Source organism: Thioalkalivibrio sp. XN8 (assembly GCF_011058255.1).
Taxonomy (GTDB): domain Bacteria; phylum Pseudomonadota; class Gammaproteobacteria; order Steroidobacterales; family XN24; genus XN24.
This window is the reverse complement of sequence record NZ_JAALFH010000042.1, coordinates 1-13,375: the sequence shown is the minus strand read 5'-3', so window position 1 is coordinate 13,375 and position 13,375 is coordinate 1. Positions and strand designations below refer to the sequence as shown.

The window sequence follows — 13,375 nt, the reverse complement described above, 5'->3', positions numbered from 1 at the left end:
ATCGTCCGGCCTCTTATCCGACACCTGGTTTCTGGACACAGTGAGCACGCGATGGGACGACTACCCAAGACCACAGCCGAGCAAGTGCACAACCGACTGGCGGTGTTGCGGGCCGAGCGGCAGCTGAGCCGCCAGGAACTCGCCGACGCCATCGGCGTGCACTACCAGACCATCGGTTACCTCGAGCGGCAGGAATACAGCCCGACCTTGGCTCTCGCGCTGCGCATCGCGCAGTTCTTCGAGCTGCCGGTCGAAGCGGTTTTTTCCCTCCAGCCGTTCGCGCCGATGAGCGAATCCCTCTACCGGCAACCCGGAGACACACGATGACCAAGCCTGACCCGCGCGACCCGCGCGAAACTGCCATGGCGCGCGACGCCGCCGCCATGCTCAACGACACGCGCTTCGACGGCTGGCGCGCCGCCCGCCGGCGCCGCCTGCTGGTGGTCGCGGCCGCCCTGGCGATCGCCCTGACCGTGGCGGCCGCCTGGTACGGCAACAACCTGCTCTTCCTGCCGGCGCTGGCGCTCGCGGGCGGGGCCTGGTGGCTGCTGCGCCAGGTGGTGCGCGGCATGGCCGACCTGCCCGACGAGTTCGTGGACGAGCGGATCCGCTCGGTGCGCAACGAGCATTACCTCTACGCCTACCGTGCCCTCAGCGGCCTGGTGGCGCTCGCGACTCTCGCGATGTACCTGGCCGCCGACGCGACCCGGGTGGGGTGGCAGCCTGGCGCCGACCAGTTGCATGCGCTGTTCTGGGGCGTGCTGCTGCTGGCCGGCATGCTGCCTTCGATGCTGCTCGCCTGGAGCCAGCGCGAAGTCTGAAGGCCGCATGGCGGGTCCACGCTCAATATGTTAAAAATCGGGAACTTCAAGCGGAGGTACGTGGTGGACGCAGACGAGTCGCGCAGCCTCAACGGGCTCAAGGTGCTGGTGGTGGACGACAGCAAGACCATCCGCCGGACCGCCGAGACGCTGTTGACCAAGGAGGGTTGCGAGGTCTACACGGCCGTCGACGGCTTCGACGCCCTGTCGAAGGTGGCCGACCATCACCCGGACATCATTTTCGTCGACATCATGATGCCCCGGCTGGACGGCTACCAGACCTGCGCCCTGATCAAGCACAACAAGGTGTTCCGGTCGACGCCGGTGATCATGCTGTCGAGCAAGGACGGGCTGTTCGACCGCGCCCGCGGGCGGATCGTCGGGTCCGAGCAGTACCTCACCAAGCCCTTCACGCGCGACGAGCTGCTGTCCGCTATCGGCGCGCACGTCAAGTCCTGAGCGCCGCGCCAGGCGGAGGAGCGACATGGCCCTGGTTCTGATCGTGGATGATTCCCCGACCGAGGTGCACGTTCTCGGCGGCTACCTCAAGAAGCACGGTTTCGATATCGCCGCCGCGGCCGATGGTCGCGAGGGGATTGACAAGGCCCGGATCCTGAGTCCCGACCTCATCCTGATGGACGTGGTGATGCCGGGCATGAACGGCTTCCAGGCCACCCGCGAGCTGGCCCGCGCGCCCGACACGGCCAGTATCCCGGTGGTGATGGTGACCACCAAGGGGCTGGAGACCGACCGGATCTGGGGCCTGCGCCAGGGCGCCCGGGACTACCTGGTGAAGCCCGTGTCGGAGGCCCAGCTGGTGGCGAAGGTGCGCGCCGTGCTGGAGCAGACTGCGGCGGGCGAAGCGGGGGCCAATGACTGAAGCGCCGCTGGCAGAACTGCGCGCCGACCCCTGGGCCCTGCTCCGCGCAATGGAGCGCCGCGCGCTCGCCAGCGCCGCGGCCAGTGACGCCGAGACCGAGTCCCGCGACTGGGTCGGGATCGGTTTCCGGCTGGGCGAGGAGTGCTTCCTGGCGCCCCGCGAAGAGGTGCGGGAAATCGTCGCCTGCCCGGCGGCCCTGGCCCGCGTGCCGGGCGCGCGCCCCTGGGTGGCGGGGATCGCCAGCCTGCGCGGCCAGCTGCTCACCGTGATCGACATGAAGAGTTTCCTCGGCGGCGGCACGACCCGGCGCGGGCGCGATTCCCGCGTCATCGTGCTCAACCATCGCGAGCTGCTGGCCGGCCTGCTGGTGGACGAAGTATTCGGCTTCCGGCGTTTCCCCGAGAGCGAGCGCGGCGAGCCGGGCCCGGAGGGCGAGCTGCGCTGCCGCCGCTACCTGGCCGGCGCCTTCGGCGGGGACGACGAGTCCTGGCCGGTGTTCAGCCTCCAGGCGCTGGCCGAGAGCCCGAATTTCCTGCAAGCGGCGCGCGACGACTGAGGGCCCGCGGCAATGGTTTCCACGACGGACAAAAACATGAGACAGCATTCACGGGGTATGGCCCTGTTGCCGGTACTGGGCCTGGTGCTGGTCGCGGTGGTGCTCGCCGCGGTCGTGTTGACCTGGCGCGGCCTGCCGCCCGGGTCGGGACTGGCGGACGAGGCGGCCTGGCCGCTGTGGCTGGCGACCGGGGCGCTGTTGCTGTCGCTGGCGCTGACGGTCGGCCTGTTCCGCGGCGAGGAGCTGCGCCGGCGCGCCGCCGAGCAGACCCGCCAGAACGACCGCAACCAGGCCGCCATCCTGCGGCTGCTGGACGAGCTCGGCAACCTGGCCGACGGCGACCTGACGGTGCAGGCCTCGGTGACCGAGGACATCACGGGCGCCATCGCCGACTCCATCAACTACGCCATCGAGGCGCTGCGCGAACTGGTCGAGACCATCAACCAGACCGCCATCAAGGTGGACGCCGCCGCGCGCCAGACCCAGGCCACCGCGACCCACATGGCGGAAGCCAGCGACACCCAGCTGCGCCAGGCCAGCGACGCCACCGAGTCCATCGCCCGCATGGCCGCCTCTATCGAGGCCGTCTCCGGCGACGCCGAGCGCGCCGCCGACGTGGCGCGCCACTCGGTGGACGTGGCCCACAAGGGCGGCGCCGCGGTACGCCGCACCATCGAGGGGATGAACACCATCCGCGAGACCATCCAGGACACCTCCAAGCGCATCAAGCGCCTCGGCGAGAGCAGCCAGGAGATCGGCAACATCGTCGAGCTGATCAACGACATTGCCGAGCAGACCAACATCCTGGCGCTGAACGCCTCTATCCAGGCCTCGATGGCTGGCGAGTCGGGGCGCGGCTTCGCCGTGGTGGCGGACGAGGTGCAGCGCCTGTCCGAGCGCGCCGCCAATGCGACCCGCCAGATCGAGGTGCTGGTGAAGACCATCCAGTCCGACACCAACGAGGCGGTGACCTCGATGGAGCGCAGCACGACCGACGTGGTCGGCGGCGCGCTGCTGGCGGAGAACGCCGGCGCGGCGCTGGACGAGATCGAGAGCGTGTCCAACCAGATCGCCACCCTGGTGCAGAACATTTCCCGCTCGGCGCGCGACCAGGCGACGGCGGCCGGCGACATCACCAGCAACATGAACGTGCTGCGCGAGATCAGCGAGCAGACCGCCGACGCCACCGGCGCGACCTCCCAGTCGATCGGCAAGCTGGCCGACCTCGCCACCCAGCTGCGTAATTCCGTGGCCGGCTTCCGGCTGCCGGAGACGCCGCCGAAGTGAGCGCCCACGCCTCGCCACAGCTGCTCTGGGTGACCACCGAGGTCACCAACGCGATGAACGACGTGCGCATGGCGCTGGAGGAGTTCGTCGAGAAGCCGGACCAGGCGGAGACCATGGAGCGCTGCGCCGACCTGCTGCACCAGGCCCACGGGGCGCTGCGCATCGCCGAGGTCTACGGCGCCTCGCTGCTGGCCGAGGAAATGGAGCAGCTGGCCCAGCACCTGCGGCGCAACGCCACCACCGCCCAGCCGCCGCAGGAGGCGCTCGACGCGCTGTCGCGCGCCGTGGTGCAGCTGCCGCCCTATCTCGAGCGCGTGGTCAGCGGCGGGCGCGACGTTCCGCTGGTGCTGCTGCCGCTGCTGAACGACCTCCGGGCCGCCCGCGGCTCCGCGCTGCTGTCCGAGAACACCCTGCTGCTGCTGAACCTGCCCAGCGATCGCAAGCCGTCGGGCGGCGACGTCGCCCTGCAGCCTTCCGGCGAGGACGTGGTGAAGCTGGGCCGCCAGCTGCGGCCCCGCTACCAGGCGGCGCTGCTGGCCTGGATCCGCGGCGAGCGCCCCGACAGCAGCCTGGCCGTGATCGCGGACGTGGCGGCCCGGCTCGAGCGGGCCTCCACCGACCCGAATGTGCACCAGTTGTGGTGGGTGCTCGGCGGCGTGGTCGAGGCCTTGCGCCAGGGCGGCCTGCCGGCCAGCGCCTCGGTGAAGCGGCTGCTCGGCCAGGTCGACCGCCAGGTGCGGCGCATGATCGACGAGGGCGAGGAAGCCATCGGCGCCGAGCCGCCGCTGGACCTGCTCAATGCACTGCTGTTTTACGTGGCGCGCGCCGGCACCCAGGGCAGCCGCGTCAGCGCCATCCGCGACGCCTTCAGCCTGGGCGACCTGTTGCCCGAGCAGCCGGACGTGGCCCAGGCGCGCGACAGCCTCGGCGGGCCGAGCGTGCAGCTGATGCGCACCGTCGCCGGCGCCATCCGCGAGGACCTGGCCAAGGTCAAGGACGCGCTCGACCTGCATGCCCGCACCGGCACCATCCCCACCGAGGTGCTCGAGCACCAGTGCGGCATGCTGGGCAAGATCGGCGAGACCCTCGGTGTCCTCGGGCTGGGCGAGATTCGCGAGCAGGTCCGGGGGGAGGCGGAGCGGCTCAAGGCCCTGCTGCACAAGGACCGGGCCGATACCGAGGACGAGCTGCTGGCCGTGGCCGCCAGCCTGCTGCGGGTGGAAGACCGGCTCGACGAGCGGCTGATCGGCCTGGTGCTGGACGAGCCGCAGCCGGTCGTGCGGACGGAGGCCGAAGACGAGCAGGCCGACGCCATGCGCCAGGTCACGGAAGCGCTGCTGCGCGAGTGCCTGGTGAACATGGCGCGGGTGCGGGACGCGGTCAGCGAGCGCCTGAGCGGCCCCATCGACCCGCAGCTGGCCGACGCCGTGCCCGGGCTGCTGCAGGGCGTGACGGCGGCGCTGCTGATGCTGGAGCAGCGGCGGGCCGTCGGCGTAATGGAGCAGGTCACCCGGTACGTGCGGCGCCTGCTGGAGCCGGACGGCGTGGAGTTGTCGCGCCACGCCCTGGACCGCCTGGCCGATGCCATCGTCAGTCTCGAATACTTCATGGAGACCGTCCGGGCCGGCCGCACGCCGCCGGAATTCATGCTGGACAACGCCGAGGAGTGCCTGGCGGCGCTGCAGGCGCGCGAGGCCGAGGCCGAGGCCGCCGCCGCGGCGCCGGCCCCGGAGCCCGTGCCCGAGCCGGAGCCCGTGCCCGAGCCGGAGGCCCCGCCCGAGCCGGAGGCCCCGCCCGAGCCGGAGGCTGCACCGGAGGAAGCTGCGCCGGAGGAAGCGGAACCGGAGGAAGCGGAACCGGAGGTCGCGGAGCCAGAGATCGCCGCGTCCGAGGCGGAGCCGGAGGCCGCGCCGGAAGAGACCGCGCCCGCGCCCGCAGCGGCCGGCATGGCGGTGTTCGAGGGCGGCGAGCAGCCGGACACCGAGCTCATCGAGCTGTTCATCGAGGAGGCCAAGGAGCTGGACGCGCTGTCGCGCCAGCATTACGCCCAGTGGTCGGCGACCAACGACCGCGACGACCTCGGCACCCTGCGGCGCGCGTTCCATACCCTCAAGGGCAGCGGCCGCATGGTGGGGGCGCGGCGCATCGGCGAGTTCGCCTGGAGCATCGAGCAGATGCTCAATGCCCTGATCGAGGGCCGCATCGAGCGCAGCGACGCGCTGGCGCAGTTCCTCGGCGAGGCGGTGGCGCAGGTCCCGGCGCTGATCGAGCAGATCGAGAGCGGCCAGGCGCCGGCCGCCGACATCGAGGCACTGATGGCCCAGGCGGCCGACTTCACCGCCGGACGGGCCGCAGCGCCGGCGGTCGAGGCGGCGCCCGAGCCCGAGCCCGAGCCCGAGCCGGAGCCCACGCCGGAGATGGACCCGGTGTTGCGCGAGATCTTCACCCGCGAGGCCAGCGGGCATCTCGCGGAGCTGCGCGCCTTCATCGAGGACTGCGCGCTGCGCACGCCGCCGTTTGCCGTGACCGAGGCCGTGCACCGCGCCTGCCATACCCTGGCAGGCAGCGCCAACATGGCCGACGTGGCGGCCGTGGTGACGGTGGCCCGGCCGCTGAACGACTACCTGCGCCAGCTCTACGACGACCACGTCGGGCTGCCGCCGGAAGGGATCGCGCTGCTCGGCCGCGCCGTGGAGGCGATCGACCGCGTGGTGCAGGCGGTAGAAGCCGGCGAACCGACCGGGCCGCCCGACGAGGCGCTGGCGGAAGAGATCCGGGCCCTGCACCAGGACTACGAGCTGCGGGCCCAGGCCGGCGCCGTGGACACCATCCTCGAGCAGCCCGATTTCGATTTCGAGATCCTCGGCATCTTCGTCGAGGAGGCCGGCGAGATCCTGGACGAGTCCCAGGACGCCATGGCCGCGTGGCGGGCGCGGCCCTCGGACCAGGAGCCGCTGCACGCGCTGCAGCGCTACCTGCATACCATCAAGGGCAGCGCGCGGCTCGCCGGCGTGACTACCATCGGCGATTTCAGCCACGAGCTGGAGAACCTGTTCCAGGCCCTGCGCGAGGGCCGGCGCCAGGTCGAGCCGGGACTGGTCGAGGTCGTGCAGCGCTGCATCGACGCCCTGCACGGCATGCGCGACGCGGCCGCCGACGGGCGCATGCCCGAGATGCCCGCGGACCTGGTGCGCCAGCTCGAGGCGCCGGGGGCGGTCGAGGAAGCAGCACCGGTCGAGGAAGCGGCGCCCGCCGAGGAAGCAGCGCCCGCCGAGGAAGCAGCGCCCGCCGAGGAAGCGGTGGCAGAGCCAGAGGCGCCGGCGGAGGAGGAGCTGCCGGCCGAGGAAGCGCCCGAGGAAGCGCCCGAGGAAGTGCTCGAGGACACGGCGGCTTTCGCGCCGGCCGAGCTGCCGTCCGTCGAGCCCGCGCCGCTGGTCGAGCCCGAGCCCGAACCCGAACCCCAGTTCGTGCCTGCGCCGGCCGCGTCCGTCCCCGCCGCGCCCCCGGCGGCGGCCATGCAGCGGCAGGAGCTGGCCCGCGTCGACGCCTCGCTGCTGGAGAAGCTGCTCGACAACGCCGGCGAGGTGGGCATCTACCGCAGCCGGCTGGAAGAGCAGCTCGGCTCGGTCCAGTTCAACCTCGAGGAGCTGAACGCCACGTTCGTCCGCCTGCGCGACCAGTTGCGCAAGATGGAGATCGAGACCGAGACCCAGATCCTCCACCGCCACCAGGGCGACGTGGACCGGCGTGGCGACTTCGACCCGCTGGAACTGGACCGCTACTCGACCATCCAGCAGCTGTCCCGCGCCCTGGCCGAGACCGCCAGCGACGTGGCCAGCATCCAGCAGCTGATCAGCGAGCGCATCGGCGAGGCCGAGAACCTGATCGTGCAGCAGTCACGCGCCGTCAGCGAGCTGCAGGACGGCCTGATGCGCACCCGGCTGGTGCCTTTCAACCGCCATGCGCAGCGGCTGTCGCGCCTGGTGCGCCAGATCGCCGCCGAGTTCGGCCGGCGGGCCGAGCTGCAGGTGGTCGGCGGCACCGCGGAGCTGGACCGCCAGATCATGGACCGCATGCTGGGGCCGATCGAGCACCTGCTGCGCAACGCCATCATCCACGGCATCGAGGCGCCGGAGCGGCGGCGCGCCGTCGGCAAGCCCGAGACCGGCCGTGTCACCGTCGACGTGCGGCGCGAGGGCGCCGAGGTGGTGGTGGAGGTGAGCGACGACGGCGCCGGCCTCGACCTGGAAGCGATCCGGCGCAAGGGCCAGGGCCTGGGCCTGGTCGGGCCGAGCGAGACGCTGAGCAGCGAGGCCGCCTGCCTGATGATCCTGCGGCCGGGCTTCAGCACCGCCCGGCAGCTCAGCCAGGGCGCCGGCCGCGGCGTCGGCACCGACGTGGTGGCCAGCGAGGTGCGCCAGCTGGGCGGCTCGCTCGACGTGCGCAACCGCTCCGGCGAGGGCATGACCTTCGAGATCCGCCTGCCCTTCACCCGCGCCATCACCCAGGCGCTGGTGATGCGCGCCGGGGACGAGTGGTACGCGCTGCCGCTGCCGGCGGTGGAGGGCGTGGTGCGGGTGCCGGCGGCCGAGCTGGGCCGCTACTTCGGCCCGCACGCCATTCCCTTCCGCTACGGCGATCACGACTACCACTTCGAGCACGTCGCCGCGCTGGTCGACGGCGAGGCCGCGGGCCTGCCGGAGGCCGGCACGGTGTCGGCCATCCTGGTGCGCGCCGCCGAGCGGCCCACCGCGCTGCTGACCGACGAGATGCTCGGCGCGCGCGAGATCGTGGTGAAGCCCCTCGGGCCGCAGCTGGCGGGCATCCGCGGCGTGGCCGGCGCGACCGTGCTCGGCGACGGCAAGATCGTGCTGGTTCTCGACGTGGCGGCGCTGATCCGCGCCCGCGTGCGCGGCCCCGAGCCGCCGCCGGTGGCGCCGCCGAAGGCCAAGGAGGACGACCGCACCTTCGTCATGGTGATCGACGACTCCATCACCGTGCGCCGCGTCACCGAAAGACTGCTCGAGCGCAACGGCATGCGCGTGATCACGGCGAAGGACGGCGTCGACGCCGTCGCGCTGCTGCAGGAGCACACCCCGGACATCCTGCTGCTGGACATCGAGATGCCGCGCATGGACGGCTACGAGGTGGCCAGCCACGTGCGCAACGATGCCCGCCTGCGCCACATCCCGATCATCATGATCACCTCGCGCGTCGGCGAGAAGCACCGCGCGCGGGCCATGGAGATCGGCGTCGACCACTACCTCGGCAAGCCCTACCAGGAGAGCGACCTGCTGAACGCCATCCGCACCCTGACGGGCGAGGAGCAGCGAGCCGCGGAGAGCAGCGATGAGTGAAGAAGAAGCTGCCGAGGACCTGCTGCACGCGCTGCTCCTGCCGCTGGTCGGCCGCCGCCTGCTGGTGCCGCGCGCCGGCGTGGCCGAGGTGATCGGTCTCGGCCGCATCCGGCTGCGCGAGGAAAAGCCCGACTGGCTGCTCGGCGAGGTCGCCTGGGGCGACCGGATGGTGCCGCTGGTGTCCTTCGAGGCGGCCTGCGGCGACCCGGTGCCCGAGATCGGCGGCCGCAGCCGCGCGGTGGTCCTGCGCAGCCTGACCGGCCAGCTCGGCCGCGGCGGGCTGGCGCTGCTGTGCCAGGGACTGCCGCAGCTGGTGCGGCTCGGCAAGGACGTGATCGAGCTCGACGCCGATAGCGGCGAGGGCAACGGCGCCTCCGACGATGCCCCGGTACTGTGCCGCGTGCGGGTCCTCAACGAGACGCCGGCGATTCCCGACCTCGAGCGGCTGGAGACCGACGTCGCGAACGTGCTCCAGGGCGAGTGAGCTCAGCCGCGCCGCAGGCGTGACTCGGTCGTCAGCAGGGTATTGACGAAGTCCGGCTTCGCGATCGCGGCCGCCACCAGCGCCAGCACCCCGTCGGCCAGCGCCAGCAGCGGGTCGGCGTGCAGGATCGCCAGCAGCAGCACCGCCACCGGGATGACGTCGAGCAGCGCCGCGGTGCGCATGGCGGCGAACTGCACCCGGACGAAGGCCTCGCCCTCGACGTCGCCGTGTTCCAGTTCCCGCCAGGGCTTCGCGCCCGCCGCCACCCGGTCCGGCGCCATGCGCTGGCGGGTGAAGGGCCGGCCGGCCGCCAGCAGCAGGGCGAGCGCCACCAGCGACCCCTGCCACAACAGCTGCCGCGGCAGCCACTCGACCATCGGGCCATAGGGGATGGCCAGCATGATCACCGCCACCAGCAGCGGCCCGCCGAGGGCGGTGTACCAGAGCATGTTCAGCATGCGTTGCTGGAAGCGCTTGTCCATGGGGTCGTGCATGGCGCAAGGGTAACCGGCCGCGGTGCGGCCGGTCACGGCAGTTGACGCAGGTCATAACGCAATGGCGCAGGCGAACTAGCTTATTGGGTAGACGCGGTGCGTCGCGCCGCAGTGCGCGGCCGCGTGCCTGACCCGGGGTTTCCCCGGGCCTCCGAACGGAGGAACCGCCATGTCCTGCCGCCGCAGACTCGAAGCCCGCATCCGTCTCACCGCGCCCGCCTGCCTGGTCTCGCTGGCCGCTTTCCTGGCGCTGCCGCCGTGCCTGTTCGCGGCGCCGGACCCCTGTGAAGTCAACGTCGACACCGGCGAACTGGACTGCCGCGGCGACCAGTCGGACGGCATCGAGCTGGCAGCGCCGCCGGTGGCGCAGCCGGTCCGGGTGGGCGAACTGGCCGGCCCGATCCAGGTGACGGGCGACGCCATCCGCTTCACCAGCGGCGCCGGCAGCGACCTGGTGCTCTACACCGGCGCGCCCGGCGCGAACGTGGTGCTCTCGACCACTGGCGACAACGGCCGCGGCCTCTACCTGCGCAGCGTCGGCCAGTCGCCTGCGCCGCCGAACGATCCCCTGCTCGGGGTGCCGGTGCCCGGCACGCCCGGCGTCGCGGGCGGCGTGATCACGGCCGAGAACCACGGCGAGATCGACACCGCGGGCCGCGGTGCGCACGGCATCTACGGCTACAGCAGCACCAGCGGCTATCCCGACGCGATGATCACCGCGCTGGAGAATTTCGACCCGGCCGGCATCACCTTCCAGCTGACCGGCGCCGCCGACCCCGACGGCGGCGAGCTGCAGGCCGTCACGGCCGACGCGCCGCTGACGCTCGACGCCCGCAGCGTCGAGATCGTCGAGCTCGGCAACGAGGTGGACCCGGATGCGCTGACGCCCACCAACGAGGTGCAGTACGGCGCGATCGCCGGCAGCTTCACCGTCAACCTGGACGGCAGCTTCAGCTTCGATCCCGGCGACGATTTCGCCGACCTGGCCGACGGCGAGGCGCGGACGGTGAAAGTGCTGGTTTCCCTCGACGGCTTCCGCGGCGGCCCGGACCCGCTGCGCACCGGCGAGACCGGTTTTCTCAGCGCCCGCGTGGAAAACGTCGACGGCACGCTGGTGACCCGGACCTTCGTCGAGTTCGATACCTTCGGGCTGGTGGAGTTCGGGGAGGCGACCACGGGCGTCGCCTGGCCCGACCTCGACCTGTACGTGAAAGGTGACCCGGACAACGAGATTCCCGGCCTGCTCGGCCAGGCCCGGGGCGTCTCGGGCGGCGCCGGCAGCACCGTCAATATCTCTCATCTCGGCGGCACCATCGCCACCACGGGCGCGGCGGCGCACGGCGTCTATGCCCACAGCCAGGGCCAGCGCGGCACCGACGGCCGCGATGGCGGCGGCTTCTGGACCTTCGGCGCGCGTCCGCCGACGGCCGGCGGCCACGGCAACGACGGCGGCGACGTGAACGTGCGCATCGAGGGCGAGGTGATCACGCGCTTCGAGCCGGCGGCGGACGCCGAGGCCGACGCCAGCGTCGGCGTGCTGGCCCACAGCCAGGGCGGGCGCGGCGGCGACGGCGGCGCGGGCGGCTTCTACTACGGCGGCCGGCGCGGCGGCGCCGGCGGGGCCGGCATGGCGGTGACGGTCACCGGCTCCGGCGCCATCGAGACCTTCGGCCGCTTCGGCAGCGGCATCCTCGCCATCAGCGAGGGCGGCGACGGCGGCGTCGGCGGCGACGGCGGCGTGTTCGCCGGCGGCACGCTCGGCGGCTTCGGCGGCCTGGCGGGCGACGTGCGGGTCGAGGGCGACTGGACGGTGACGACCCATGGCGACGAGGCCCACGGCATCTGGGCCAAGAGCGCCGGCGGCAATGCCGGCGGCGGCGGCAGCGGCGGCTGGCTGGTCGGCGCGGCCGGTGGCGGCGGCCAGGGCAGCGACGGCGGCGACGTGACCCTGCTCAGCGGCGGGCTCATCACGACCCGGGGTGCGAACGCCTTCGGCCTGTTCGGCCAGAGCGTGGGCGGCTTCGGCGGCAGCGGCGGCACCGGCCGCAGCCTCTTCTATTCCCGCGGCGGCGACGGCGAGAGCGCCGGCAGCGGCGGGGTCGTGGCGGTGACCCAGGTCGCGGGCGGCAGCGTCACCACTCACGGCGACGGCTCGCACGGCCTGGTGGCGCTCAGCGTGGGCGGGGGCGGCGGCGCCGGCGGCAGCGCCGGCGGGCTGGTTGCCGTGGGCGGCGACGGGGCGTCGGGCGGCAACGGCGGCGCGGCCAGCGCCAGCAACGAGGGCAGCCTCGTGACCTTTGGCGACTTCGCGCGCGGCCTGTACGCGCAGAGCGTGGGGGGCGGCGGTGGTGATGCCGGCAGCGGCGGCGGCCTGGTGGGCATCGGCGGCCAGGGCGGCGGGGGCGGTGATGGCGGCACAGTGAGCGTGGCGAACCGGGGCGTGATCGAGACCACCGGCGCCTGGTCCGAGGCCCTGTTCGCGCAGAGCGTGGGCGGCGGCGGCGGCAGCGGCGGCTCGGCCGTGGGCTGGTTCTCCATCGGTGGCGAAGGCGGCGCGGGCGGCCAGGCGGCCGCAGTCCGGGTCGATAATACCGGCGCGCTGACCACGCGGGGTGACGACGCCAGCGGTATCTTCGCCCAGAGCGTGGGCGGCGGCGGCGGCAGCGGCGGCAACAGCGTGGCCGTTGGCCTGTTCGGTTCCCTGGCCATCGGCGGCACCGGCGGCGACGGAGGGCCGGGCAGCTCGGTGGTCGTCAACACCGCCGACAGCGCAATCTCCACCAGCGGCGACCGGGCGCGCGGCATCGACGCCCAGAGCGTGGGTGGCGGCGGCGGCCGGGGCGGGTTCGCCATCGCCGCGTCGGTCGGTCTCGGCGCCTCCTTCTCGGTCGGCGTCGGCGGCGACGGCGGTGGTGGCGGCGACAGCGACACCGTGACCGTGACCAGCGGCAGCGATATCCACACGCGCGGCGACGATGCCCAGGGCATCTTCGCCCAGAGCGTGGGCGGCGGTGGCGGCAGCGGCGGCTTCAGCATTGCCGGCGCGGCCAGCGACGGCATTGGCGTGGCCCTGGCTTTCGGCGGCCAGGGCGGCACCGGCGGCGCCAGCGAGGCAGTGACGGTCGCCAACGACGGCAGCATCGCCACCGAGGGCCTGCGTGCAGTCGGCCTGTTCGCCCAGAGCGTGGGCGGCGGCGGCGGCAGCGGCGGTTTCAGCATCGCCGGCAGCGGCGGCGGGCTCGGCGCCTTCAGCCTGGGGCTCGGCGGTGACGGCGGCGGCGGCGGGCATGCCGCGGCGGTCGAGGTCGATAACAGCGGCGCCATCGCGACCCTCGGTACCGAGGCCCACGGCATCCAGGCCCAGAGCGTGGGCGGCGGCGGCGGCAGCGGCGGCTTCAGCATCGTGGCGGGCGGCGGCGGCGTCGGCGCGGCCACCGTCGGGATCGGCGGCAAGGGCGCCGGCGGCGGCTCGGCCGACGCGGTGGACGTGGCGACT

General features: G+C 72.9%; 10 protein-coding genes. 9 read left to right on the top strand and 1 reads right to left on the bottom strand.

Going from position 1 to position 13,375, the window contains the following annotated elements:
• Positions 1-51 precede the first annotated feature (51 nt).
• The 8 genes from G6N75_RS04450 to G6N75_RS04415 are packed head-to-tail and all read left to right on the top strand — an operon-like array spanning position 52 to position 9,385.
• Complete coding sequence (locus tag G6N75_RS04450; protein WP_165346990.1) at positions 52-327, top strand: helix-turn-helix transcriptional regulator; 276 nt, start codon at positions 52-54, stop codon at positions 325-327.
• Entirely contained in the window at positions 324-821 is a 498-nt protein-coding gene (locus tag G6N75_RS04445) for a hypothetical protein (RefSeq protein WP_165346988.1), read from the top strand. The genes G6N75_RS04450 and G6N75_RS04445 overlap by 4 nt, the downstream gene beginning before the upstream one ends.
• 60 nt (positions 822-881) lie before the next feature.
• Entirely contained in the window at positions 882-1,280 is a 399-nt protein-coding gene (pilG, locus tag G6N75_RS04440; protein WP_346765491.1) for a twitching motility response regulator PilG, read from the top strand.
• Positions 1,281-1,305: 25 nt separating this feature from the next.
• Entirely contained in the window at positions 1,306-1,701 is a 396-nt protein-coding gene (locus G6N75_RS04435) for a response regulator (protein WP_165346984.1), read from the top strand.
• Complete coding sequence (locus G6N75_RS04430) at positions 1,694-2,257, top strand: chemotaxis protein CheW (protein ID WP_165346982.1); 564 nt, start codon at positions 1,694-1,696, stop codon at positions 2,255-2,257. Before G6N75_RS04435 ends, G6N75_RS04430 begins: the two co-directional genes overlap by 8 nt.
• A 36-nt stretch (positions 2,258-2,293) precedes the next feature.
• Positions 2,294-3,544, top strand: a complete 1,251-nt coding sequence (locus G6N75_RS04425) for a methyl-accepting chemotaxis protein (protein ID WP_346765490.1) — start codon at positions 2,294-2,296, stop codon at positions 3,542-3,544.
• Positions 3,541-8,901 carry an Hpt domain-containing protein gene (locus G6N75_RS15540; protein WP_165346978.1) on the top strand — a complete coding sequence of 1,787 codons (5,361 nt, stop codon included), beginning with the start codon at positions 3,541-3,543 and terminating at the stop codon, positions 8,899-8,901. Before G6N75_RS04425 ends, G6N75_RS15540 begins: the two co-directional genes overlap by 4 nt.
• A complete protein-coding gene (locus tag G6N75_RS04415) occupies positions 8,894-9,385 on the top strand; it encodes a chemotaxis protein CheW (protein ID WP_165346976.1) in 492 nt (163 codons plus the stop codon). Before G6N75_RS15540 ends, G6N75_RS04415 begins: the two co-directional genes overlap by 8 nt.
• A 2-nt stretch (positions 9,386-9,387) precedes the next feature.
• Here G6N75_RS04415 and G6N75_RS04410 read toward each other — a convergent pair whose 3' ends face one another.
• Complete coding sequence (locus G6N75_RS04410; protein WP_165346974.1) at positions 9,388-9,879, bottom strand: hypothetical protein; 492 nt, start codon at positions 9,877-9,879, stop codon at positions 9,388-9,390.
• 169 nt (positions 9,880-10,048) lie between these two features.
• Here G6N75_RS04410 and G6N75_RS15435 point away from each other — a divergent pair.
• Positions 10,049-13,375, top strand: a 3,327-nt coding sequence (locus G6N75_RS15435; RefSeq protein WP_276611226.1) for a hypothetical protein, incomplete at its 3' end; no start/stop codon positions are given.

Bases quoted from the DNA above. Each gene is read 5' to 3' on its own strand.
- G6N75_RS04430 (WP_165346982.1), top strand. From the start codon at position 1,694: ATGACTGAAGCGCCGCTGGCAGAACTGCGCGCCGACCCCTGGGCCCTG.
- G6N75_RS04445 (WP_165346988.1), top strand. From the start codon at position 324: ATGACCAAGCCTGACCCGCGCGACCCGCGCGAAACTGCCATGGCGCGC.
- G6N75_RS04415 (WP_165346976.1), top strand. From the start codon at position 8,894: ATGAGTGAAGAAGAAGCTGCCGAGGACCTGCTGCACGCGCTGCTCCTG.
- G6N75_RS04435 (WP_165346984.1), top strand. From the start codon at position 1,306: ATGGCCCTGGTTCTGATCGTGGATGATTCCCCGACCGAGGTGCACGTT.
- G6N75_RS04425 (WP_346765490.1), top strand. From the start codon at position 2,294: ATGAGACAGCATTCACGGGGTATGGCCCTGTTGCCGGTACTGGGCCTG.
- G6N75_RS04410 (WP_165346974.1), bottom strand. From the start codon at position 9,879: ATGCACGACCCCATGGACAAGCGCTTCCAGCAACGCATGCTGAACATG.
- G6N75_RS04450 (WP_165346990.1), top strand. From the start codon at position 52: ATGGGACGACTACCCAAGACCACAGCCGAGCAAGTGCACAACCGACTG.